The organism is Dyadobacter sediminis (assembly GCF_005860765.1).
Classification (GTDB): Bacteria; Bacteroidota; Bacteroidia; order Cytophagales; family Spirosomataceae; genus Dyadobacter; species Dyadobacter sediminis.
The window spans coordinates 69,859-94,826 of record NZ_VCEI01000021.1; the positions used below are offsets into that span (position 1 = coordinate 69,859).

Genomic DNA, 24,968 nt, shown 5'->3' on the forward strand with positions numbered 1-24,968 from the left:
GCATCATCAGGGCTCGCTGCAACGTAGCTGATTGCAAAAACCATTCCATCCATTGCTGTTACGCCGGATTATACCCGTTTGTTGACTTTTGCCAAGGCGATCAGACGCATTCCCGCGGATGTGCCGGGCATTGTTCCTGCTGTCAGAAAAATGCTTTGGACCGATCCGCCGCAGTTGCCGGTTTAGAGGTTTGCAGTTTTGCTAAAATTGAACTATTCAATGTTAATGCCTTGTAAATGAAAAGGGAAGGATAAAATCTATCCTTCCCTTTTCATTTATGCCTGCTGATTTTTCTTACGCATCATCACCGGTTCCTGACGAGATTTTACCAAAGCGATACTGGAAAGTCATATTGACAAGCCGGTTGGTCTGCTGCCAGAGCGAGTTTTGCGAATAGGTAGAAGTGTTCAGTTGGTTCTTGTATGCTCTGGACAGAAATATGTCCTGTACGTTGAACGAAATTGTAGCTTTTTTTTCCATGAGGTCTTTCCGTATGCCCATATTTGCAACGAAAATACCTTCACGCGTTCCCTGCGCAATGGCACGCGGGCCTTCATAATTCACGTAAGCCGATGCCCTGAAATCCATCGGCAAAGTCACAAATGCATTCAGGTTTCCCGAATAGCTCCATGTGCGGTTGTCAATTTGTGCAACCTGCGAAACCACTTCCGTTCTGTAAACCCTTCCGCTTGCATTTATCTTAAGTACATCGCCGATTTTTTGTGAAAAGTCGGTTTCCACGCCGTAAGAAAGTTCGCGTCCTACGTTGTCAAACTGCGTGAGTGAAATGCCCCTTTCATCAATGGTCCTGATTCTTGTAATGGCATTGTTGGAGTAATCCATAAACAGGGAAGGGCCCCAGCCGCCGTCTGCTTCGTAACTGGAGTAACCCATTTCGGCCTTGTGTGTAAATTCAGGACGCAGGTTCGGGTTTCCGGACTGTATGTTCCTCGGGTCCGAAACATCCGTGTACGGGTTCAGCCAGTCTGCTTCCGGACGCTGTACACGTCTGCTGTAATTAAGTTTCAGCTGAGCCGATTCCCCAAGTTTACGCGTAACTGCAAGCGACGGGACGAGCGTAAGAAAATGAACGCTGAATTCATGGTTGATGCTGATCTGATTGATATCCTGATTGTAATCTGTTACACGCAACCCGGCGCGTAGTCCCCAAAGGTCCGTTTTCTGGGAAAATGTCATGAAACCGGTGTAAGTAGCATCTTTGTAACCAAAAATGTTGCTGATATTCGGATCAAATACATAATTCCCCGTTTCTCTGTTCAGGTTGTAAAAAGAGTTTGTATTGTCATTGGAGCTTGTCCGGGAGCGCAGGCCGACTTCAAAAGTGGATTTCGGCGTTATAGGCCATGTATAATCCGTATTCAGGAACAAGGATTTACGGTTGTTGTCCCTGAAATTCTGCTGATTTCTCAAAAGGCTGTCCACGGCACTTTCCTGCGTATAATACGATTCACCGTCCGATTGCCCGATTGAATAGCTGCTTGTGAAGTTAAGCTGCTGGTCTTTTTTGTTGAATTTCCTGCGGTAATCCAGACTGAAATTGGAATTACCTCCGTTGCCTTTGCTATTCGAAATGCGGTTGAAACGTTCCTGAACAGCTCCGGTTGAAAGCGTGGTTTCATTTAAAAGATTGCTGCCGTTATTATTCTGGTTTGCTGAGTAATTGAAGCCGACTTCAACCGCATTTTTTTCATTGAAATCATAATTGATCCCGACGCGGCCGAATGCATTTTTTCCTTTGTTTTCGCCCGTTCCGGATTGTTCAAGACGAGAACTGGTTTCAGAAATAAAGTTTTCACGGTTCAGATTTCTTTTCCAGGTCATGTTTCTGTTCTGCGCATTCAGTGACGCATTGATGCTCAGTTTGCCTGCGCGGTAACTGATGTTTCCGGAAGCGTTATGGTTGTTCCTGTTGCCAAGACTTACGCGCATAGTGCCGTTTGTGCCACGGATTTTGTCCTTTTTGGTAATAATGTCAATCACGCCTGATGCGCCTTCCCCTTCGTATTTGGCGGAAGGTGTAGTCATCACATCAATGCGTTCGATCAAATTGGCCGGGAATGATTGCAGGATTGTCGGAAGGTCGCTTCCATACAGATTGGAAGGCTTGCCGTCAATAAGAACGACAACATTTCCTTTACCCCGAACCTGCGGATTACCGTTTTCGTCCAGTGAAACTGCCGGAACTTTTTCCAGCAAGTCGCTCAGGTTATTGCTTGTAGCCAGCATATCCTTTCCAATGTTGACGATCTTCTTGTCGATGTCGTCCACAATCATGCTTTTCTCACCTTTTACAACCACTTCATTCAGCTTTTGCGCTTCAGGAAGCATGACAATATTGCCAAGATCCAGAAAATTTGCTTCCGTAGCGACACTGACATTCGGTACGTAGCGGGTTTGGTAACCCATATTGGTAACACGCAGGATGTAATTTCCGGAAGTTACGTTGCTGATGGTGAAAACGCCGTTTTCATCGGCAACACTGCCTGTTGAAAGAGTAGAATCCTTGGAGGAAAGCAATGCCACGGTTGCAAAGCTTACGCCGGCATTGCCTGGCGATTCCACGATTTTGCCCGCAAGCTTGGCGCCGTCTGCGCGAACGATTGCACTTTTTTCAGAACCGGACGCCAAGACATCCGCAAATGAAAAAGCAGAACAGGTAAATAAAACAGGGGTAATGAGTTTAAGAAAAGGGTTTATTTTCACAGGTACAGGTTTAAATATGGATCAGGAATTAAGTTATTCGATTAAGCAGTCTTTAAAAATGAAAATGTTCAGTTTGGGTAAACAACGGAATGTACATGCACTGCCATTTTTTTAACAGTATTTTCTGCTGAATAATTACATAAAATTATAAAAAAATAAAGATTTGCCGTATATTAAAGTGTGAATACTACAATTTGTGTAAAATAAGCAAACTTCTTAATGACAGCCGGATTGTTAAAATAAAATGCAATCCGCCCTGTACGTGTCTAGGTGTACTTTACACTAAAAGCCCTTTTTAGTATATTTGTTTAAAGCTGAATGCGCATTCGTGCCTTGCCGGAATGTGTTTCGGGAACCGGGATGAAAAGCCCGAGACCTTTTTCAGAATAGATAGTGTTAAAATAAAAACACCTGATTTCTCCGCCGCTTCCTTTTAAACATCATATTTTTGCAGGATGTATAAAATTCTTGTTTCCCCGATACTTTTTCTTTTTGATGCCGAGCGGATTCATTACTTTGTTTGTGAGGCATTACTGCTTGCTTTTAAAATCCCGTTTGTTCCGCAGCTTTTAAGGTCTTTGTATACTTACGAACATCCGGACCTTGTTCAGGAAGTGGCCGGGCTGCGTTTTCGTAATCCTGTGGGGCTTGCGGCCGGATTTGATAAAAATGCCGAACTTGTAGATCAGCTGGACGCGCTCGGATTCGGTTTTATAGAAATCGGAACTGTAACCCCCAGACCGCAGCCGGGAAATGACAAGCCGAGGCTGTTTCGCCTGAAAAGTGACAAGGCGCTGATAAACCGGATGGGGTTCAACAATAAAGGGGCAGCTGTGGCGGCGGCAAAACTGGCTAACCGGAAATCGAAGATTCTGGTTGGAGGCAACATTGGTAAAAACAAGAACACACCGAACGAGGAAGCACTGAACGATTACCTGATCTGTTTTCGGGAGTTGTTTGATGTGGTTGATTATTTCGTAGTCAATGTAAGCTCTCCGAATACACCCGGGCTGCGCGATCTTCAGGAAAAGGCGCCGCTTACCGCACTGCTGAAAGAACTTCAGATAAAGAACAGGGAAAGATTCAGTCCGAAACCGGTTTTTCTGAAAATCGCTCCGGACCTGACATGGAACCAGCTGGATGATATTATTGATATCGTAAAAGAAACCGGAATTGCCGGTGTCATTGCAACCAATACCACGATCAGCCGCAAAAACCTGCGTACAAGTCAGGAGGAAATCGAAAAAATTGGTGCAGGGGGTTTGAGCGGAGCGCCGCTGGCACATCAGTCAACTGAAGTAATTCGTTACCTTTGTGATAAATCCGGTTACGCATTTCCAGTTATTGGCGTGGGCGGAATTGCTTCGCCGGAAGAAGCGAAGAACAAGAGAAAGGCCGGTGCGGTTCTGATACAATTATATACAGGCTTTATTTATGAAGGGCCGGGTTTGGTAAAAAGAATATGCAAGGCGCTGGTTAACCCATGAGAAAATCGGGAGTAAAATTATACTTGACGTATTAGAATTAAAGTAAATGTCCGTAAATAAGCCAAGAGGAAATATAAACCGCCCGAAAGCAGAAGAATTGCCAGGTTCCCGATTTCGTATTTCATTCGATTGGGAGCATATCTTTTCCAGTCCTAAAAACACACTGGCCTGGGGTACATTCTTTATTGTGCTCGGGCTTTTTCTGGAAATTTCATTTCTGTCCTACATTGCCACCGGGCTTTCAGACCAAAGCGTGATTGATGGCCTCGGACATGAATCCATCCGCGATGCCGGCCGGCAGACCCGCAATTTCTTCGGCGTGCTCGGAGCCGTCATTTCTCATTTCTTTGTGTACCGCTGGTTTGGGATCGGCGCATTGCTCGTGCCGTTGATCCCTTTTGTCACAGGTTGGAAAATGGCATTCGGGAAAGAACTGCTGCCGCTGAGCCGAACGACAAAGGAAGTGATTTTCTTCACTTTGTGGGTCAGCATATTAATGGGTTATGTTGTGCTGATGAGCAATTCCGAAAATTCCGGCAGTTTTATTGCAGGAGGAATCGGATACCTCGTAAATGTTTTTCTGTTCGACTGGCTGAAATGGGGAAGTATTATTCCCATTGTTTTTTCACTGTTTGTTTTTGCCGTCTTCTTTTATGACGCAAGATCGGCCATTGAAGCCTGGCAGCTTAAAAATGCCCGGCCTGAAATGATGCCTGAACAGCAGCAGGAGGAAACCGGCGCTGCGGTGCCCGAAGCCGAGCCGGAAGAAAAGCCCGTGGTACTTGAAAGTACTTTTACATCTGTTGTGAACGGGACTTATGATGATATTTATGTGGCAGAGGACGAGGAGCCGCAGGAAGAACCAGTTGAAGAAGAAGAGGATTTGCATTTGCCGGAAATAAATGTTCCTGCACCGGTTATTTTGCCTGTTGTTCCTGTCATGTCGGTAAGTCCGGCGGAACCTGCCGTGCTGGAACTGGAAGTGGAAACGCCTGTGGCCGTCAGCGAGCCTATGGAAGAGTACGAGGAAGAAGACGTCAGCGCGTCGATTGTCAGGGAATTCGGTCAGTATGACCCTATGCTGGATCTGCCTTCATATCATTTTCCAGATATTACTTTGCTGAATGATGTTGTGGATAATCAGCATGAAAAAGTAAGTCAGGAAGAGCTTGAAAGCAACAAGACCAAAATTGTTGATACGCTGGGAAGTTACGGCATCAATATTTCCAAGATAAAGGCAACGATCGGGCCGACTGTAACGCTTTACGAGATCATACCGGAAGCGGGTGTGCGTATTTCCAAGATCAAAAATCTGGAAGGCGATATTGCGCTGAGCCTTGCCGCCCTGGGTATACGGATTATTGCGCCTATGCCCGGCCGCGGAACGATCGGGATTGAAGTGCCCAATAAAAACCGGGAAACCGTTTTTATCCGCTCGGTTCTGGCGAGCGAGCGTTTTCAGAAAGCCAATTACGATCTGCCGATTGTGCTGGGAAAAACGATTTCCAACGACATTCACATTGTCGATCTTGCCAAAATGCCGCACTTGCTGATGGCAGGTGCAACCGGGCAGGGAAAGTCGGTCGGTCTGAACGTTATTCTTGCATCGCTGATTTACAAAAAGCATCCGGCGGAACTGAAATTTGTTCTTGTTGACCCGAAAAAGGTGGAATTAACGCTGTTTAACAAGCTGGAAAGGCATTTTCTTGCCAAACTTCCAAATGCTGAAGAAGCCATCATAACGGATACGAAAAAGGTGATTTTTACGCTGAATTCGCTGTGTATCGAAATGGATTCACGTTATGATCTTTTGAAGGAAGCAGCCGTAAGAAACCTGAAAGAATATAATGCCAAGTTTGCCCAGCGCAGGCTGAACCCTGAAAAGGGACACCGTTTTCTGCCTTATATCGTACTGGTTATTGATGAGCTTGCAGATTTGATGATGACTGCCGGCAAAGAAGTGGAAACGCCGATCGCGCGTCTTGCCCAGCTTGCCCGCGCAGTCGGGATACATCTTGTTGTGGCTACGCAGCGTCCGTCCGTAAAAGTAATTACAGGTCTTATCAAAGCAAACTTTCCGGCGCGGTTGTCGTTTCGAGTTACGTCCAGCATCGATTCACGGACCATTCTCGATATGGGCGGCGCGGAGCAGCTTGTAGGGCAGGGTGATATGCTCCTTGCGATCAACTCCGAAGTAATCCGCCTGCAGTGTCCGTTTATTGATACCCGGGAAATTGAGGATGTGTGCGAGTACATTGGTGCACAGCGTGGCTACGACGATGCCTATGCGCTTCCGGAGTACGAAGGCGAAGATGCAGCGGAATCAAGAAGCGAGCTGAACCCGGACGATTTTGATGCATTGCTGCCTGACGCCGCCCGGCTGATTATTACGCATCAGCAGGGAAGTACTTCGCTAATCCAGCGCAAAATGAAGCTGGGTTACAACCGTGCCGGCCGGATTATGGATCAGCTGGAAATACTCGGCATTGTGGGCCCATTTACCGGAAGCAAGGCCAGAGATGTCATGTTTCATGATCTGGGTGGTCTGGAAGAACATCTCCGGGTCATGGGCGTAAGCTGACCAAACCGGAATACTGCAGCCGTTACAAATCCTCTATTTCTGGTTTAAACCTTCATTCCGAATGTTGGTCTAAAATTTGTAAACAGCCTGAATAACCCATTTTACCTGACTAACTAAAAACCAAATCAATCATATGAAAAACTGGAAAATAAGTGCCTGCCGGCTTGTTGTCATGGCGATTTCATTGCTGGGAACTGTGCATGTACAGGCACAGGGCGATAAAAAATCAACAGCCATACTGGAAGCCATGAGTAACAAATACCAGAAGATCAAATCCTTCAAGGCGGTGTTTTCCTACATTCCGGAAGGCCAGAAACCGTTGAAAGGCGAAGCAACTGTAAAAGGAACCAAGTTCAGGCTTAAAATGGCCGGTCAGGAAATATTCAATGACGGCAAACTGATGGCTACCTACATCAAGGAAACCAACGAGGTCAATCTTCAGGATTTCGATCCTACTGCAACAGGCGACCTGGATCCGACCAAAATTTATTCAGCTTATAAAAAAGGTTTCAAGTATGCTTATCTGAAGGAGAAAAAGGAAGGAAATAAAATGCTGGACGTTGTGGAACTGACTTCAACCAATAAAACCAGTCAGGTCAATAAGGTACAGATTGAAGTGAACAAGGCAGACAATGCCATCAGCAGCTGGAAAATTTTTCAGAAAAACGGACAGGTTGTTACTTATAAAGTAGAACAGTTCCTGCCTGATGTTAATGTTGCCGACAGCTTCTTTGCATTCAATTCCAAGATGTATCCCGGCGTGGAAGTTGTGGATTTAAGATGAAAAAAACGATTCATTCTATAAAACAAATCGGGCTGAAACCATTGGTTTCAGCCCGATTTGTTTGCATGTTACAAATGTAATTTATAGTAACAGCTAACTCTTATTTGCTGATCAACTGATGCAGATCGCGATATTTCTTGATCAGATTGTGTGATTCCAGCAATTCAGCTTTCTGGTTGGCAATCAATTGTCTTACATGCACCGGCAGGTCAACGCTTGTTGCAAGTGCATCGTCATAAGCTTCCTGTGCCGCATCTTCGCCATATTCACAGCTTTCCAGTGCAGAAGTTCTGTCATGGCCTGTAAATGTGGCTTTGATGTCCATCCATACACGATATATTTTTCCTGAACTGGTTGTTCCGGATGCAACATCGCCGCCCAGACTTCTTATTTCACTGCTTAGTTCTTTTATATTCTCGCGGCTTTCATTAGCCATTTTCTGAAATATTCCTTTCAAATCCAAATCAATGTCTTTGACATCATTCAATGCCGTTTCATAGCCATCAATACGGTCGTTGTTTATTCTGATAAGGTCATTTAAAACCTCGACAAGATCTTCATTGGTATCCATATTTTCTAGGTTTAATGTTATGCAATAATAGTTTATTTTCCTGCCTGAATACGTAAAATCCTGTGCCATTCACATCCATTCTGAAAATGCAGAATTAAACCTGAAATAATAGTCTGCATGTAGTTGTTTTTACCCGTCAGAAGAAAAAGATGGGCACTCGGTCAATTATACTTGATCTGTATCTTTCACATAGTCAGCTATTAGTAGTTTTTTGCAAACGGTCATTTGCAAAAAACTATAATGCAGGTAAAGGTGGTTTTGTACTTTAAACCTGATGGGCAAGCAATGATTTTACATACTGCTCGTTATCCGAAAAATTTTTAATTTCCTCTACTTGTCTGTTCAGAAAGCGCTGGATTCTGCCGTTTTCGTAAGCCCTGAAAACAGCCGGATGCACATAATATTTTTTGCAGACAGCCCGGGTATTTCCCAGATGTGCTGCTACAACATCCAGACAGGTATTGACAACACGCGTAAACTGTCGCTGAGACTGGAATTTTTCCTGATGGCTGAGAAATTCGAATGCAGTAACAGTTCCCATCCACGTCCTGAAATCCTTCGCGGAAAAATGCGAGCCCGTATGTTCATGAATGTAATCATTCACCTGCCGTGCATTGAGCGAACATTTGCCTCCGTTTTCATTGGTATATTGAAAAAGCCTTTTTCCGGGCATTTCCTTATACTGTTTTACAAGTCTGGCCAGCTGTGTATCGCGTAAAGTAATGTCCTGTTTCACTCCTTTTTTTCCTGTGAACACAAACCGGATCGTACTTCCTTTTACTGTGGCACAGCGTGAATCAAGCGTTGTAATTCCGGATGAGCCATGTTTCAGTTTGTAACGCTGGTTGCCAACGCGAATACATGTTTTATCCATCAGTTTGACTACAAGCGCAATGGTTTTGTTAAGGTCAAAATTTCTTTTGCGTAAGTCGTGTTCCACTTGCTCGCGCAGCTGCGGCAAGGCTTCGGAAAAGTTAAGTAACCGGTAATATTTGGTCTGGTTACGGATAAGGTTCCAGTGCGGATGATAGCGATATTGCTTTCGGCCGGCTTCATCTATACCCGTTGCCTGAAGGTGCGCATCTGGGTCTTCACTGATCCATACTTCCTTCCACGCCGGCGGAAGCACAAGCGATTTTATTCTTCTGATCGCCTCTTTGTCCTTGCACCTGTTTCCGTCTTTGTCAAGATAAAAGAAACGGGGTGACTTGCCTTTCCGGACAAAACCCGGCGCTATACCGGATTGTATATAGTTTAACCCTGCTGCTGCGGCTGTAAGCGCGGGATCTTTTTTAAGCTTTTTGAATTGTTTTGCAGAGATAACTGGCGCTTCTGTCAACGTTCCAACTGCTACGGCTACCGACATGTTATTTACTTTAAACTGTTTTATCTGACTTATAACAAAGTGATACCAGTCTGAAAGCAAATGAAACAGTTAAAAATATTACAGCAAAACCTACTGAAAGTCAATGGATTATATGCCGCAGGCGACGGTTAACAGAAATACAGGCTTCCGGAAACTTTGTGCTTCCGGTTTTTGCTGAGGAACATTGTACTCATTTTATGGGGAAGCCCGGGTTCTTTAATCCTTGTTTACAGGAAAATAGATATGGAAAACGGAGCCTTTGTCCAGTTCGGAATCTGCTTTGATAAAACCGCCGTGATTTTCCATAATTTTCTTGCATATAGCCAGTCCGATTCCGGTTCCGGGATATTTATGCGCCGGGTGCAACCGCTGGAATACATCAAAAATCCGGGTTGTATACTCGTTTTCAAACCCGATTCCGTTGTCTTCAAACGAAATTCGGTAATACTGCTGTTCTTCCGAAACCTGGTTTTTTTCCTCGGTAACAAGATTTACACGGATGCGGACAACAGGATTTACACCGGCTTTGGAGAACTTGATTGCATTGCTGATCAGATTGATGAACAGCTGATGAATCTGAAAGGGAATGATGCCAAGCGCAGGCAGCGGATCGGAATGGATGACCGCTTTTTTCTCTTCTATATTTTCGTTCAGTTCGCCGAGTACATTCCGGAGGACCAGATTCAGGTCCGTTTGTTCAAAAACCTTTTCCATGCTCCCGGCTTTTGAATAATTCAGAATGTCTTCAATAAGAATCTGCATTTTATGTGCGGCAAAACGCATCCGTTCTACAGAATCTTTTACCTGAGTGGAAAGGTCGGGATCTTCACGATCCAGTACTTTGGAGGCGAATATCTGGATTTTTCTCAATGGCTCTTTCAGATCGTGGGTACTGATCCAGTTGAGATTTGCAAGTTCCTTGTTGGCCATTTTAAGCTCTTCATTCAGCAGCCGGTTCTTTTTGTCCTGTGTACGGATAATCTGAAAATTAATGTGCTTCTGCAGTGCATACGAAAAGCTGGATGCCGCATTCAGTTCCGATTTGCGCCATGGATTGCTCTTGTGTTTGACTACTTCCATCCACAATTCAAAAGATTTACGCGGTGAGAGCCTGAACCCGTTTTCACTTTGCAGAACGGCTTTTTTCGGATCGCCTGCCCAGTTTATGGTTTCAACCTTTTCAGGCCGCATCCATATGATTCCGTTTGCAGTACCCGAGTTCAGCGGATGATATATAATCCCGGAAGCAAGTTTGGACAGTTCGCCTCCATCCGGATATATTGTGGACAAGCTGAACGTGTCGACTCCATGATTCGGATACGCATCGGAAAGAAAATGAAAGAGTTTGATCAGCATTTCATCTTCCGGTACATCGCCGCTTTTATACAGCTTTCCATGGTAATAAAGGACACTGCTGCTTGCATTGGCCAGTTTCAGAATGGAAGGCGACTCGAAATGGGTATCAATGAAGTTTTCGTTGTCATGCAGCAGTTCCAGCGAATCCACCAAAGCTTTGTCTACTTCCCGTCCTACTTCAAACTCTTCCGCAACTTCCCTTACGGCAATCTGCGAAGTAAGAAAATGCCCCTGAAGCAAAGCCGAAAGCCTTGTATAATGCGGCAGGATTTTGGGAGAATAATGGTGGCACGCAATAAGGCCCCACAATTTATGGTTTTGCACAAGTGAAATCGTAAGCGTTGCACCAACGCCCATATTCTGCAGATACTCTATATGGATCGGAGAAACGCTCCGTAAAATGGAATTGCTCAAATCAAGAGACTTGTTGCTTTTCTCGGCAGAATCGTCAAGCGTAAGAATGGGTACGGGCTTGTAATTGATATCTGCAATCATCCTTAACGGATTGCGGATGTACAATTCCCGCGCCTGAACCGGAATATCGGAATGCGGATACTTTTGGCCGGCAAACGAGGAAAACGCTTCATTTCTGCTTTCTGCAATCACTTCTCCATTGTAGTCGGGATCGAATTTATAGATCATCACCCGGTCGTATCCGGTAATGGTGCGTGTCTCGTTGGCAATTTCCTGGCAGAGTTCGGGCAGGTAAGTGGCTTTCTCCATAATCGACACAAATTTTCGTGTCTGATTATAAAGATTGGGCAAATTAAGCGTTCCGTCCGGAAAAGGTTCCAGTTCCAGCACAATTGTCCCGTTGCTTTTATGGACCGTTGTATTATAGGGAACGTCATTTAGCGTAAAAACAAAAGGTTTTGCCGTATCAATGAATTCTTCATTTGCATACAGGACAAATTCGGCACTTTGGTCAGCCGGGAAAACATCGGATAAAACCTTTCCTAACATTAATTCCGGCTTGAAATCAACATACTCATGAATGTTTTCACTGCAGAAATCAATTTCATAGCTGTTTTTTCTGATACCCAGCAGAAAACCATGAGGCTGAATACTTCCCGGAATATGTATGGGTTCGCTTTCGCAATTTGTCAGATTGACGTTGTCCCGGTTTACAATATTTTTAATATTCATAAATTCGATTACTGCTTTCTGAGCCAGGTATCCGTTATATTGAATGTTTTTACTGCACTATCGATTATATTCTGGCTTTCACCGTATTCAGCAGCAAATCGCGCTACTTCTGAGATAAAAGATTTCCACATCGGACCGGTTTCCTGGCCATATCCCCAGAAATAGGCTGCGCCGTTTTCTGCATTCAGGCCAAGATACTGATTTATATGTTTGTACAAAATCCTTCCACCCAAGGTTGAACCTTCCAGTACATACATGATGCCCAGTGCTTCTGCAGCCGTAGAAAATTCATACTGATAATACGGCAATTCATCTATCTTCAGATCAGAGTAACCGGTAAAAGAAAGGTCTTCTATGATTTTTCCGGATTTATACCGTTTTTCAAGTTGCGGCACAATATGGTTTATTTCAGGAAAAACCTGGTCCTCACATGCAATAGTCAGACCATATAATCCCGACAGGTATTTCTGATAATCTGCCAGCGTTACAGAAGGATTCAGGATTGATTTGGAAAGATAGTTGTCTTCTAACTTCTGATGACTTTCTGCTGTTTGATGTCTTAGTTCTTTAATAAATATCTCCTGTTCTTTATTAAAAACATGCGCTTCATTCATAGAATGCAAATTCAAAGCTTTTTAACTTAGTTCTTTATCAAAAACTGTTCCATGTTGGAAATCCATTTTGATCCCGGATCTTTCAAAAGGCACTTTTTAAGAATATCGACAAGATCGGTAAAGCTCGTCGGCTTTTGGATATAGAGATTTGCTCCGCCTTTGTAGGCTGATTCCCACAGGTACTGGGCTACGGACGTGGATAATATGACGATCGGGACATTACGGAATCTTTGCGACGTTCTTACTTCTTCCAGGCATTCCAGACCATTTTTGACCGGCATGTTCATATCCAAGAATATAAGGTCCGGATCCTCTGCTCCGTCATTCAGTATCTCCATCAACTCCATGCCGTTGCCGGCAATGGTCAGTTTTGTGTTCAGCGGAATTTGTTCAAGGGCTTCCTGAAATAAAAACGTATCGTCTTCGTCATCATCAGCTAAAAATATCCGTAAAGGTTTAACGTTGCTCATTATCAAATTTTGGCGGACAGCTTATGGGTTGCGTTACTGCAGAATTGAAGATTTCATATGGTGAATAGTTTAGAAAGCAGATCAAGGCAGCAATTCACAAAATTAGTATATCTTTTTTAAAAAGAATAAATTCCTGTTTCTGGCAGATTTACGGTTTGCTTCTCAGGCTTTCAGGATATGCCGGAATATTTCTGGCACAGTTTTTTCGTAGGTGAAATTATAATATCACAAAAAAAGTAAATTCATTATGAAAAAGATAACATTAACCTCATTCGTACTAGCATCTGTACTGGCGTTTTCTGCCTGCAATAGTAATCCGAATAATTCAGAAGAAAATAAAGACAGCAAGGAAGTAGCAGAGGAACAAAACGAAGTGGCACTTGATGACACAAAAATGGAAGATGACGCCGAATTCGCGATCGCAGCAGCTGATGGCGGATTAATGGAAGTAAAGCTCGGCGAGCTGGCACAAACCAACGGCTCAAGCGCCGGTGTCAAGAAATTCGCCCAAAGCATGGTTACCGATCATGGCAAGGCAAACGGCGAATTGAAAGCACTGGCCCAGCAGAAAAATATAACATTGCCCGTAACACTGAGTGATGACAAACAAAAGAAATTCGACGAGCTGAGCAAGAAAAAAGGTGCTGAATTTGATGAAGCGTATGCGTCCTTTATGGTTGATGATCACAAGGAAGACATCAGCGAGTTTGAAGAAGCCGCAAAAGATGCCAAAGATCCGGATGTAAAAGCATGGGCAGCCGGAAAAGTGCCGGTACTGAAACACCATCTCGAAATGGCCGAAGCACTTAAAGACGCCAAGAAATAAGCAGTTGTTTGTTTGACTAGAAGGCCGGAACCGGAATATTGGTTTCGGTTTTTTTATTTTACCAGCTCTTCAAACTGCATACTGATTCTTGCCGGTTAATGACTGAAAATTCGGCACTTGCAAGTAAATTGATTCAAACACTTGTGAAATAGCGTTCTATAAGCTTACTTTGTCTACCAAATTGATAGAGTAATAAAGCCTGCATGGGTTTTCCTTTTTGCAGAAAGTTGGAAATCAAAATAAGCCTAAGAATTTTCGGTCATTTTATTCCAATACAAGTAATTTCCTGATTAAGGACCGTTTAGAATGTTTTACATCCGGATCGGATTTACTGAAAAATGAAAAGTGCATAGGACAGAGTTTGACGCCATTGTAGTGGGTTCCGGCCCGAACGGACTTGCAGCCGGCATTACATTGCAGAAAGCAGGACTTTCTGTTCTGATTGCCGAAGCAAAACAGACCATCGGAGGCGGCATGCGCACGCAGGAACTTACACTTCCGGGTTATAAGCATGATGTATGTTCCGCGATTCATCCGCTGGTTTTGCTTTCGCCGTTTTTTAAAAGCATACCGCTGCAGGCGTATGGACTGGAACTGATAACGCCTGCATTTGCAGCGGCTCATCCTTTTGATAACGGCCATGCAGCCATTTTGAACGGTTCTGTGAGGGAGACAGCAGAAAGAATGGGAAAAGACAAAGCAGCCTATCTGGATTTTATGGAACCACTGGTCAGAATGCTGCCCGGCCTGATTCCGGATTTGCTTGGTCCGCTTGCAATGCCGCAAAAACCTCTGTCTATGGCAAAATTCGGTTTGAAAGCGCTTCCTTCCTCCTTGAATACAAGCAGACTTTTTAAAACCGCTGAAACGAAAGCAATCTGGTCGGGCATGGCCGCACATGCCATGCAACCGCTGGAAAATCTGGCTACTTCTGCCTTCGGGATCATGCTGATGGCGGCGGCACATCTGAACAGCTGGCCGGTTCCCAAAGGCGGCAGCCAATCCATAGCCAATGCAATGGCAGCTTATTTCAGGTTTTTGGGAGGGAGAATTGAAACGGATTTTGAGGTAAGTTCTCTGGATCAGCTGCCGTCTTCTAAAACAGTCCTGCTGGATGTAACGCCGCGGCAGCTTTTGAAAATTACAGGGGAAAAACTGAGTCCGGCTTACCGGAAAAAACTGGAAAAGTACCGCTATGGAACGGGTGTTTTTAAAATAGACTGGGCGCTGGACGACGCAATTCCTTTTACAGCGGCAGCATGCAAAAGCGCCGGAACGGTTCACATCGGCAACACACTGGAAGAAATTGCCGCTTATGAAAGAAGCGTTTTCAGAGGCAGACACATGGAAAAGCCTTTTGTATTGCTGGCACAGCAAAGTATATTTGATAAAAGCCGCGCACCGGAAGGGAAACATACCGCCTGGGCATATTGCCATGTTCCGAACGGATCGCAGAAAGATATGACGGCGGAAATTGAAAGTCAGGTGGAACGCTTTGCGCCGGGGTTCAGGGAATTAATCAAAGCAAGGCATACCATGCATTCCGCTCAGATGGAAGCATATAATGCCAATTACATCGGCGGCGATATCAACGGCGGCGTTCAGGATATTCGGCAGCTTTATACCAGGCCCGTTTTGAGCACGTCACCGTACCGGACTTCTGCAAAAGGCATCTACATATGCTCTTCTTCTACGCCACCGGGCGGAGGTGTACACGGCATGTGCGGATTTCATGCGGCAAAACAAGCTTTGAAAGATGTTTTTAAAATCAGTAATTTATAAGATCAGTAATCAGGGTATGAAGTTATTTTTGACCGGTATCAGCAAAGTATATGTTATTGCACTGGCAGCCATCACAAGTTTCAGCTGCGGTTCAGAAAAGCAGACTGCGGAGCAAAAGACAGCGGACAGCCTCGCGCAATGCGTTGCCGACGGCATGCCTTCGCGTGCTTCGGCCATCCGGAATGTAAGTTATGCAGCAGCAAAAGGCGATACGGCGAATATGACGTGGATCGGAGGCGGAAAATTTCTGATGGGCGCTGATGAATTTCCGGATTCACGGCCTATGCATGAAGTAACGGTGGACGGCTTTTACATGGACAAGCATGAAGTAACCAATGCAGAATTTGCCGCTTTTGTAAAAGCAACTAATTATAAAACCATAGCCGAAAGGCCGCTGAACCCTGCCGATTATCCGGGCGTTCCTGCAGACAAGCTTGTACCCGGCTCGGCCGTTTTTACGCCTACGCCCACGCAGGTCTCGCTGGACAATCCGCTGCAATGGTGGAATTATGTTCCCGGAGCGAGCTGGGCGCATCCCGAAGGCCCGTCGAGTTCCATCAAAGGAAGAGAGAATTATCCGGTTACGCATGTATCCTATGAAGATGCCGCCGCTTACGCAAGCTGGGCCGGAAAAAGGCTGCCGACCGAAGCAGAATGGGAATTTGCGGCACAGGGTGGAAAAGGAAATCATACGTATTATTGGGGCGATGAGCTGAAACCCGGAAACAAATGGGTGGCCAATATATATCAGGGAAGTTTTCCGGATAAAAATACCAAAGAAGACGGTTATGTATCGGCCGCGCCCGTTGGCACTTTCCCGGCCAATCCGTACGGTTTGTACGATATGGACGGCAATGTCTGGGAATGGTGCTCGGATCTTTACCGGCCCGATTATTATCAGAAAAGTGACAGAAAGAATCCGCAGGGTCCGGCCGACAGCTATGACCCCGATGAGCCCGGCGCTGTAAAACGCGTTCAGCGCGGCGGATCATTCCTTTGCAGTGACGATTACTGCATCCGGTATAAAGCCGGAAGCCGCGGAAAAGGAGAAGTTACAAGCGGAAGCAACAATCTGGGTTTTCGTTGTGTAAGGAGTAAAAAATAAATTGTATTCATCTGAATTCTTGCATTATGAGCATTGGTTTCCTGAATGTTCCCGGCCTGGCAAGTTCCGGGCCGCAGCACTGGCAGACGATATGGGAACAGCAATATCCGGATATTTTCAGCAGGGTACAGCAGGAAAACTGGGACTGGCCGGTAAAAGACGAATGGGTTCCGCAACTGCAGAAACAGATCCGTGAACTGCCCGGGCCGACAGTTCTGGTTGCGCACAGTCTGGGCTGCATGACGGTTGCGCATTGGGCGCAGGAATTTGCATCGGATAAAATAACTGGTGCTTTGCTGGTTGCACCCGCGGATGCGGAATTGTCGAAAAGGCTGAATTTCGTTGTGGGTTTCACGCCGATTCCGGTAAAGCCGCTTCCCTTCCAAAGCATTGTCGTGGCGAGTACCAACGATATTTACGCTGCCATAGGCCGTTCCAGAACTTTTGCTGACAACTGGGGAAGTGAATTTATTAATATTGGAAAAAAAGGCCATATCAATGCCGTTTCGGGATTGGAAGACTGGCCGCAGGGAAAAGAAATACTGGAAAAACTAGCCAATTATAAACTTGTCAGTTCCGAAGCAACAAGAATTGCGTAATTTCCGTATTGTGTATATGTACAGCATTATAAAAGTGCTGTTTTAAATTTTAATCTTACAACTCTTTATACACTTAAACACTTGCAATGACTATGAGAAAAATGTTTGTTTATGTAATGGCCGGATTACTTTTTAACGCCGCAGCCATTGCCGGTCCCGACAAGCACAAGGCAGCCGATAAAACGCTGGCAGTGGATACCAAAAGCAGCAAGGTAACATGGGGTGCAAAAAAAGTGACCGGAACACATGCCGGCACCGTTCCGCTGACAAGCGGCTCGCTGATTGTTGACAATGACAAGCTGAAAGGCGGCAATTTCGTCGTAGATGTAAAGTCACTCGTCGTAACGGACATTACCGACAAGGAAATGAACGGCAAGCTGACCGGACATTTAAAAGGTGATGATTTCTTTTCGGTAGAAAAACATCCGCAGGCCAAGCTGGTTATTACGTCGGTTACACCAAAAGGCGGAGATGCATACGATGTTACCGGAAAGCTGACGATAAAAGGAATTACCGAAGAAGTAAAGTTTCCGGCAACCGTGAAGTCCGATGCAAAAAAGGTTACTGCCAATGCAAAAGTAACCGTGGACCGCACCAAATATGACATCAAATTCCGTTCTTCCAACTTTTTTGAAAATCTGGGTGACAAAGCCATAGATAATGACTTTACACTGGATGTAAATCTTGTTGCAAACAAGTAACATATAAATTTACAGTGCCTGAAAATCCGGTTTGAAATCGTTCAGACCGGATTTTTTTATTTGACCATTTCATTCTAAAAATGGAACCGTATGAAATGACGCTTGCAGAAAAGGTATATATTTGAAATCCTGTTTGATAAATTAAATTATATCCATGAAAAATTTTATTGGCTGCTGCTTTGTATGTATTTGCCTGTTATCGGGATTCGCGAATGCCCAGACCGAAAACAAGCTTCCCGACTGGGCTTTCGGAGGTTTTGTACGTCCCGAAGGTATCAATCCGGTTATTTCTCCCGACAGTACTTCCACGTTTTTTTGTCCTATGAACAAAAGGCAGATCGACTGGGAATCAAACGATACGTTCAATCCGGCTGCAACCATTAAGAATGGTAAAATCGTGGTTATTTACCGTGCGGAGGACAAAGCGGGAAAAGCCATTGGCAAGCGTACTTCACGGCTCGGATATGCAGAAAGTGAAGACGGGATTACATTTAAGAGAAGAAAGGAACCCGTTTTATATCCCGCAGAAGACAGCCAGAAGGCCATGGAATGGCCCGGCGGCTGCGAAGATCCACGCGTTGCCGTAACCGAAGACGGATTGTACGTCATTTTTTATACGCAATGGAACCAGGACAAAGCAAGAATCGGCGTGGCAACATCGAGGGATTTGCTGAAATGGGAAAAGCACGGACCGGTTTTCAAGAAAGCATATAACGGAAAATTCAATGAAATCTGGTCCAAATCTGCCTCGATAGTAACAAAACTTGTTGACGGCAAGCAGGTTATTGCCAAAATAAACGGTAAATACTGGCTTTATTTCGGTGAATCGCACGTCAATGTGGCAACTTCTACGGATCTGATAAGCTGGGAACCGGTTGTGGACAAAAGTGAGAATCTTGTTAATCTGATTTCTCCGCGAAAAGGTTTTTTTGACAGCAATCTGACGGAATGCGGCCCGCCGGCGATTGTCACAGACAAAGGAATCGTGCTTTTGTATAACGGGAAGAACGACAAAGGCGAGGATGGCGACAAAAGGTTTACGCCCAACAGTTACTGCGCCGGTCAGGTTTTGTTTGATAAAAACGACCCGACAAAGATGCTGGCCAGAATGGATGTTCCTTTTTTTCGTCCGATGGAGCCTTTTGAAAAAAGCGGCCAGTATGTAGCCGGAACCGTGTTTATTGAAGGAATGGTTTATTTCAAAGGAAAATGGCTGTTGTATTACGGCTGCGCGGATTCGCGTGTGGGCATGGCCGTTTTTGACCCAAAAATCAAAACGCCCGGCGATCCTTTGCCGTAATATATTTTTGTTTTTTATAATTAAAATATTATTTCCTGCTTTTGATCCGAACAATTTTCAAAGACGTATATGGGAGTATAAAACAAAATATACTATTACCTATGAAAATGTCGATGAAAATTACAAGCTTTTTTGCAGTTGCGTTCATGACTGCGTTCAGTGCTTTTGCGCAGGAAAAAACAGTGATGGTGGGCGGTGCAGAAATGTACCCTTCCAAAAACATTATTGAGAATGCGGTAAATTCAAAGGATCACACAACGCTTGTTGCCGCTGTAAAAGCAGCCGGGCTGGTTGAAACATTGTCGGGAACAGGGCCGTTTACCGTTTTTGCTCCGGTAAATTCAGCATTTGACGCATTGCCTGCGGGGACAGTGGATAATCTGTTGAAACCGGAAAACAAAGGCATGCTGACATCTGTTCTGACTTACCATGTGATTCCCGGAAAAGTGGATTCCAAATCGGTAATGAAAATGATCAAGGATGGAAACGGCAAGGCAATGGCCAAAACGGTTCAGGGTGCAGATCTTACTTTTTCTCTGGACGGAAAGAATGTAATGGTTACGGATTCCAAAGGAAATAAAGCGAAAGTTACAACGGCAGACGTATATCAGTCCAATGGTGTGATTCATGTGATCGATAAAGTTCTGATGCCCTAAATGACTGAGTGAGGATAAGTTAGTGGAGTAAGTTGGTTGTGAAATAGCGGGAAGGCTCAGGCTTTTCCGCTTTTTTTGTGCCTTGTTCAGCAGTTTTCATTTTTTAAAAAACCCGGAAAGTGTCGTTTAAGCAGGTCAGTACAGGATAGTGCGTCCAATAAATTTAGGAATTTTTGAATATTATTTTCTTCTTTTTTAAGAGTAATAAGTATCAAAATAGTTCTCTTCTTGTAAGGGAAACCAACCATTCCAAAGTCACTAAACCTATAAATGGATTGAATATGCATTTCAGATTGATCAGTACCGGAGTTAAGCTGGCAGTTTTGCTGACCATTTTCGGCCACATTTCATGCATGGCCCAGAAGAAAGAAAAAGGGTTTGTTCAGATATTTGACGGCAAGTCGCTGAAAGGCTGGGACGGCGATCCAAAATACTGGCGTGTGGAAAACGGCAATCTGGTTGGTGAAATTACACCTGAAACGCTTCTGAAAACCAATTCATTTATCATCTGGCGCGGAGGCGAGCCCGGAGACTTTGAGCTGAAAGGATCATTTAAAATCGCCAAAGATGGCAATTCGGGCATTAATTACAGAAGCGAACAGCTGACCGACGTGCCTTTTGCATTGAAAGGATATCAGGCGGATATTGACGGGAAAAACAATTACACAGGCCAGAATTATGAAGAACGGAAAAGAACGACTCTTGCATACCGCGGCCAGAAAACGGTAATCAAGGAATACACCGGTGAAAAAACGCCGGAAGCCGTAAGAGCCGCCGTCAAGAACAATGCATGGACGGGCTTTGAAGTAACCGGTTCGCTGGGAAGTTCCGATTCCCTGAAAACACTGATCAAGAGCGAAGACTGGAATGAATTTCATCTGGTTGCAAAAGGCAACCGTCTGCAGCATTATATCAACGGTGTGCTCATGAGCGATGTAACCGATAACGATACCGTAAATGGTTCTAAAAAAGGATTGCTGGGCGTACAGGTGCATGTGGGCCCGCCTATGAAAGTAGAATATAAGAATATCCGCATCAAGCAATAGTTTTTCAGTAAAATACGGCTTCCCAAAGCCAATCTCCAGTAAAATGAATAAAATAGGATTCAATGTGCTTGCCTGGACAGCAGCAGTTTCGGACGATTTATTTCCGGTTATTGACAGATTGAAAAGCATCGGCTACGACGGAGCGGAGTTTTATCTCGGGCCTCAGGATGCAGCCGTATACAGGCGCATGGGAGATTATACCAGAAACGTCGGTCTGGAAACTACCGCCGTTGTGACTTTGGGCGTAGATGAAAATCCGGTAAGCGAATCGGTAGAAGTACGCCGGAAAGCCCTTGATAAAATCAAATGGGCCGTTGACCGTGCGCACGACCTGAATGCCCGGATCATCTGTGGCCCTTTCCATTCTGCGCATACTGTTTTTGTGAACCGCCCGGCGCTGGATCAGGAATATGCGCTGGCCGGAGAAGTACTGAATGCCGCCGCCGATTATGCTGCGCAGGCCAACATCGTTTTTGCGCTGGAAGCGCTGAACCGCTTTGAATGTTATCTGTGCAATACAATGGAACAATTGTACAAGCTTGTAAAGGCAGCAGACCATCCGAATGTAAAGGCGATGTTTGATACGCATCACTCTAACATTGAGGAAAAGAAATATTCAACTGCATTACAGACCATCGCGCCCGTGCTTGCGCATGTGCACATCAGCGAAAATGACCGCGGAACGCCCGGAGACGGACAAGTGCTCTGGGATGACGCTTTTTCTTCACTGGCCGCCATCAACTACAAAGGCTGGCTTACAATTGAGGCTTTTTCAAGAAATGATCCTGATTTTGCCAATGCGATCGGCGTGTGGCGTGAATTTTCGGAACCGTGGGACATTGCGGAAAACGGTTACCGGTTTATCCGCGAAATGAGTCTGAAACACGGACTTTAAAGCTTACTACTTTCCTGAACGCTTATGAAAACTTTTTTAAGATCAATGCTGCTGACCGGCATTGTCCTGATTTTATTCTGTTTTAATTCAGAAAGCCAGACGACTTCCGGTCAGAACGATGCAGAAAAGTATCGCGTTGTTTACAAAGGTGAAAAAGGACCGGGCACAGGTAAAAATATCGTTTTCATTGCCACGGATCATGAATACCGAGGCGAAGAATCGCTTCCCGCACTGGCACGTATTCTTGCCAGAAATTATGGTTTCACTTGTACTGTGGTATATGCGCTTGACGAACAGGGAAATATCCTCCCGGGCGGCTCTGATATAAAGGGCCTCGACGTGCTGGATAATGCCGATCTGCTGGTCATGTTCATGCGCTTTGCCGATTTTCCCGATGCGGAAATGCAGCACATTGACAAATACATCCGGCGCGGCGGCCCTGTCGTTGGTTTCCGGACTTCCACGCATGCTTTCAGTATCAAAAACAATCCGAAATGGGCGCATTACAGCTGGGATTACAAAGGTCCGAAAACAGAATGGAAAGACGGCTTCGGAGAATACGTACTCGGTGAAACCTGGGTTTCGCATTATGGTACCAATCACAAACAATCGTCAAAACTGATTATTGAAGAAGCGCAGTCGCAGCACCCGATTCTGCGCGGCGTGAAAGATATGTGGGTACAATCCGGCGGTTACACAGCCGAGCCGAAAGGTACTGTGCTGGTGCGCGGACAGGTTTTAAACGGCATGACGCCCGATTCCGAGCCGGACAAAACCAAGCAGCTGCTTCCTGTCGCCTGGGTTCGTGAGTATCGGATTGAATCCGGCAAGCCCGGACGTGCTTTTGCCACAACGCACGGCGCATCCGAAGATTTACTGAACGAAGGGTTCCGCCGCATGGTCTTGAACGCCAGTCTGTGGGCAGCTGGTATGGAAAACGAGATCAGGCCGGATAACAACATTGCATTTGTAGGGCCCTACAAGCCGACTACATTCAATTTCAGTGGTTACAAGGCCAATGTAAAGCCGTCGGATCTGGCAGGATGGGATTCGCTGATTATGCCGGGCGAAATCGTGAAGAAAAAGGAGAAATAGGTTTCAAATGATTTTTCAATTTTAAAAAGAAATAAAAAATGTCCCAACAACTTCCTTTCCGCTTCGGGTCAGAGGTTTATACCTGGTTTATGAGTAACAGCGGGCAGACGCATCAGGGGCGTCTCGGACATATGATCGAAGTAATAGCCAAAGCAGGTTTCACAGGCATACAGCCGATATTTACCTGGATGGGCGACTTGATTGATCCTGACAAACTGGAAGCAAAATTAACCGAACAAGGCATTACGCTGGCCGCACTGGCACTGGCGCTGGACTGGAATGAAGAAAAAGAAACAGATCGGGAGCGTGAAGTGGCCGATCATGCAATCCGTGTGCTGCGGCGCTTTCCCGGAGCCGTTCTGAATACAGTCCAGATACCGACAGGCCGCCATGATCTTGTAGAAAGACAAAAGCGGCTTGTCAATATTGTCAATACCGTTTCCAGAAGGGCTGCGGACGCAGGCGTACCGTGCAGTTATCATCCTAATTCCCCGCATACCTCCATTATCCGGACCGAAGAAGATTATAGAATCGTGCTCGAATCGCTGGATTCTACAGTAACCGGCTGGACGCCTGATGTAGGCCATATTATCAACGGCGGCATGGACCCGCTTTCCAAAATGAAAGAATACCAGTCATTGATCAATCATGTGCATTTCAAGGACTGGAACGGCGAACCGGAATTTACGCTGATGGGTAAAGGTAAAGTCGATCTTTTGGCTGTAACACAATGGCTGAAAGACATCAATTACAACGGCTGGATCATTTGTGAAGATGAAGGCGAAGAAGCATTGGAAGATCCGGATTTTGTTACGGTGCACGACGGAAAGTGGATTCAGCAGGATTTGATCCCCGCATTGAAATAATGCATTAATGAATCAATTGAAGCAAACCGGTGCCGGAGGAACCTCCTGTTTGTAGCAAAAAGAAATTCAATAACATTGCAAAGGTGCCAGCGGCACCCCCTGTTTCTAGCAAAATTTTTTTTTAACCAATATTCTGTAACAATGCCGACCATAAAAACCAACGGAATCCATTTTTATTATGAAGAACGAGGTTCGGGCGAACCGTTACTGCTCATAATGGGAATCACGGCACCGGGTTCTGTATGGAATGTTCATGTTGCAGACTGGAAGCATCATTTCCGTTGCATTATAGGCGACAACCGCGGCGTAGGCCAGACGGACAAGCCCGCCGGGCCTTATACCACAGAACAAATGGCCGATGATTATGCCGGCCTGCTCGATTCGCTTGGACTGGAAAACGTGCATGTCGTTGGCTGCTCGATGGGCAGTACCATTGCGCAGCAATTGGCAATTCGGCATCCGGACAAGGTAAAATCGCTGGTTTTGATGTGTCCGTGGGCACGTTGCGACAATTACGCCAAAGGACTGTTCAGTCATATCATGAACAGCAAGGCAAGGTTCCGGCCCGAAGAATTCAGCTTGTATATTCAGCTGCTTATCTTCTCCAAATCTTCGTGGGACAATGCACAGAAACATGAAGAACTCGAAACAGGCCGCAGACAGGACGCCTGTAATCCTTATCCGCAGCCGCTGCACGGCCTCGAAGGACAAGCCGCTGCATGCATATCGCATAACGCATTGAATGATCTTGGCAAAATAAACAAACCAACGCTGGTCATCGGCGGGAAAGAGGATATTTTCACGCCCGTCTGGATGGCCGAAGAAGTGGCTAACGGAATTCCCGGCGCCGAGCTTTACTTGTACGACAAGCTTGGACATGCATTTCACTTCGAGCATACCGAAGATTTTAACGATAGAATCAGAAACTGGCTGCAGAAAGTACCTTCTGTACATTAATAAAGGTATTTTCTGATTGATATACATTAAAACCGACCCGA

21 protein-coding genes are annotated in these 24,968 nt (G+C 45.3%); 15 read left to right on the forward strand and 6 right to left on the reverse strand.

What is annotated here, in order from left to right; translation table 11 throughout:
• Window positions 1-294: 294 nt before the first annotated feature.
• Window positions 295-2,724, reverse strand: coding sequence for a TonB-dependent receptor (locus FEM55_RS07680; RefSeq protein ID WP_229209145.1), 2,430 nt, complete (start codon window positions 2,722-2,724; stop codon window positions 295-297).
• Window positions 2,725-3,179: 455 nt separating this feature from the next.
• On the opposite strand from FEM55_RS07680, the gene FEM55_RS07685 reads away from it, so the two are divergent.
• From FEM55_RS07685 to lolA1, 3 genes are all read left to right on the forward strand, one after another.
• Complete coding sequence (locus tag FEM55_RS07685) at window positions 3,180-4,211, forward strand: quinone-dependent dihydroorotate dehydrogenase (protein ID WP_138280760.1); 1,032 nt, start codon at window positions 3,180-3,182, stop codon at window positions 4,209-4,211.
• A 46-nt stretch (window positions 4,212-4,257) separates the two neighbouring features.
• Entirely contained in the window at window positions 4,258-6,792 is a 2,535-nt protein-coding gene (locus tag FEM55_RS07690) for an FtsK/SpoIIIE family DNA translocase (protein WP_138280761.1), read from the forward strand.
• 133 nt (window positions 6,793-6,925) lie between these two features.
• Window positions 6,926-7,576 carry an outer membrane lipoprotein periplasmic chaperone LolA1 gene (gene lolA1 / locus FEM55_RS07695; protein ID WP_171036505.1) on the forward strand — a complete coding sequence of 217 codons (651 nt, stop codon included), beginning with the start codon at window positions 6,926-6,928 and terminating at the stop codon, window positions 7,574-7,576.
• 100 nt (window positions 7,577-7,676) lie between these two features.
• On the opposite strand, the gene FEM55_RS07700 is transcribed toward lolA1, so the two are convergent.
• From FEM55_RS07700 to FEM55_RS07720, 5 genes are all read right to left on the reverse strand, one after another.
• On the reverse strand, window positions 7,677-8,147 hold the full coding sequence (locus FEM55_RS07700) for a ferritin-like domain-containing protein (RefSeq protein WP_138280762.1): 471 nt from the start codon (window positions 8,145-8,147) through the stop codon (window positions 7,677-7,679).
• A 265-nt stretch (window positions 8,148-8,412) separates the two neighbouring features.
• Window positions 8,413-9,513: a DNA topoisomerase IB gene (locus FEM55_RS07705; protein ID WP_138280763.1), complete on the reverse strand. Its 1,101-nt coding sequence runs from the start codon at window positions 9,511-9,513 to the stop codon at window positions 8,413-8,415.
• A gap of 216 nt (window positions 9,514-9,729) precedes the next feature.
• Window positions 9,730-12,015 carry an ATP-binding protein gene (locus tag FEM55_RS07710; RefSeq protein WP_138280764.1) on the reverse strand — a complete coding sequence of 762 codons (2,286 nt, stop codon included), beginning with the start codon at window positions 12,013-12,015 and terminating at the stop codon, window positions 9,730-9,732.
• 8 nt (window positions 12,016-12,023) lie between these two features.
• Window positions 12,024-12,629: a biliverdin-producing heme oxygenase gene (locus tag FEM55_RS07715; RefSeq protein WP_138280765.1), complete on the reverse strand. Its 606-nt coding sequence runs from the start codon at window positions 12,627-12,629 to the stop codon at window positions 12,024-12,026.
• Between the two features lie 26 nt (window positions 12,630-12,655).
• Window positions 12,656-13,099, reverse strand: a complete 444-nt coding sequence (locus tag FEM55_RS07720; protein WP_138280766.1) for a response regulator — start codon at window positions 13,097-13,099, stop codon at window positions 12,656-12,658.
• Window positions 13,100-13,346: 247 nt separating this feature from the next.
• On the opposite strand from FEM55_RS07720, the gene FEM55_RS07725 reads away from it, so the two are divergent.
• From FEM55_RS07725 to FEM55_RS07780, 12 genes are all read left to right on the forward strand, one after another.
• Window positions 13,347-13,925, forward strand: coding sequence for a DUF4142 domain-containing protein (locus FEM55_RS07725; protein ID WP_138280767.1), 579 nt, complete (start codon window positions 13,347-13,349; stop codon window positions 13,923-13,925).
• A gap of 345 nt (window positions 13,926-14,270) precedes the next feature.
• Window positions 14,271-15,707 (forward strand): phytoene desaturase family protein, encoded by a 1,437-nt coding sequence (locus FEM55_RS07730; protein WP_138280768.1) that lies wholly within the window; start codon window positions 14,271-14,273, stop codon window positions 15,705-15,707.
• A 16-nt stretch (window positions 15,708-15,723) separates the two neighbouring features.
• Complete coding sequence (locus FEM55_RS07735; RefSeq protein WP_138280769.1) at window positions 15,724-16,812, forward strand: formylglycine-generating enzyme family protein; 1,089 nt, start codon at window positions 15,724-15,726, stop codon at window positions 16,810-16,812.
• Window positions 16,813-16,838: 26 nt separating this feature from the next.
• Entirely contained in the window at window positions 16,839-17,411 is a 573-nt protein-coding gene (locus FEM55_RS07740) for an RBBP9/YdeN family alpha/beta hydrolase (RefSeq protein WP_138280770.1), read from the forward strand.
• 92 nt (window positions 17,412-17,503) lie between these two features.
• Window positions 17,504-18,112: a YceI family protein gene (locus FEM55_RS07745; protein WP_229209146.1), complete on the forward strand. Its 609-nt coding sequence runs from the start codon at window positions 17,504-17,506 to the stop codon at window positions 18,110-18,112.
• Between the two features lie 154 nt (window positions 18,113-18,266).
• Entirely contained in the window at window positions 18,267-19,412 is a 1,146-nt protein-coding gene (locus tag FEM55_RS07750) for a beta-1,2-mannosidase (protein WP_138280771.1), read from the forward strand.
• Between the two features lie 113 nt (window positions 19,413-19,525).
• The gene (locus FEM55_RS07755; protein ID WP_229209147.1) at window positions 19,526-20,068 is read left to right on the forward strand and encodes a fasciclin domain-containing protein; all 543 of its coding nucleotides are present in this window, start codon (window positions 19,526-19,528) and stop codon (window positions 20,066-20,068) included.
• 281 nt (window positions 20,069-20,349) lie between these two features.
• Window positions 20,350-21,114, forward strand: a complete 765-nt coding sequence (locus tag FEM55_RS07760) for a 3-keto-disaccharide hydrolase (RefSeq protein WP_138280773.1) — start codon at window positions 20,350-20,352, stop codon at window positions 21,112-21,114.
• Window positions 21,115-21,157: 43 nt separating this feature from the next.
• Window positions 21,158-22,009: a sugar phosphate isomerase/epimerase family protein gene (locus FEM55_RS07765; RefSeq protein WP_138280774.1), complete on the forward strand. Its 852-nt coding sequence runs from the start codon at window positions 21,158-21,160 to the stop codon at window positions 22,007-22,009.
• 24 nt (window positions 22,010-22,033) lie between these two features.
• Window positions 22,034-23,104 carry a ThuA domain-containing protein gene (locus tag FEM55_RS07770; protein ID WP_138280775.1) on the forward strand — a complete coding sequence of 357 codons (1,071 nt, stop codon included), beginning with the start codon at window positions 22,034-22,036 and terminating at the stop codon, window positions 23,102-23,104.
• A gap of 38 nt (window positions 23,105-23,142) precedes the next feature.
• On the forward strand, window positions 23,143-23,970 hold the full coding sequence (locus FEM55_RS07775) for a sugar phosphate isomerase/epimerase family protein (RefSeq protein ID WP_138280776.1): 828 nt from the start codon (window positions 23,143-23,145) through the stop codon (window positions 23,968-23,970).
• 141 nt (window positions 23,971-24,111) lie between these two features.
• Entirely contained in the window at window positions 24,112-24,927 is an 816-nt protein-coding gene (locus FEM55_RS07780) for an alpha/beta fold hydrolase (protein WP_138280777.1), read from the forward strand.
• The last annotated feature ends 41 nt before the right edge of the window (window positions 24,928-24,968 follow it).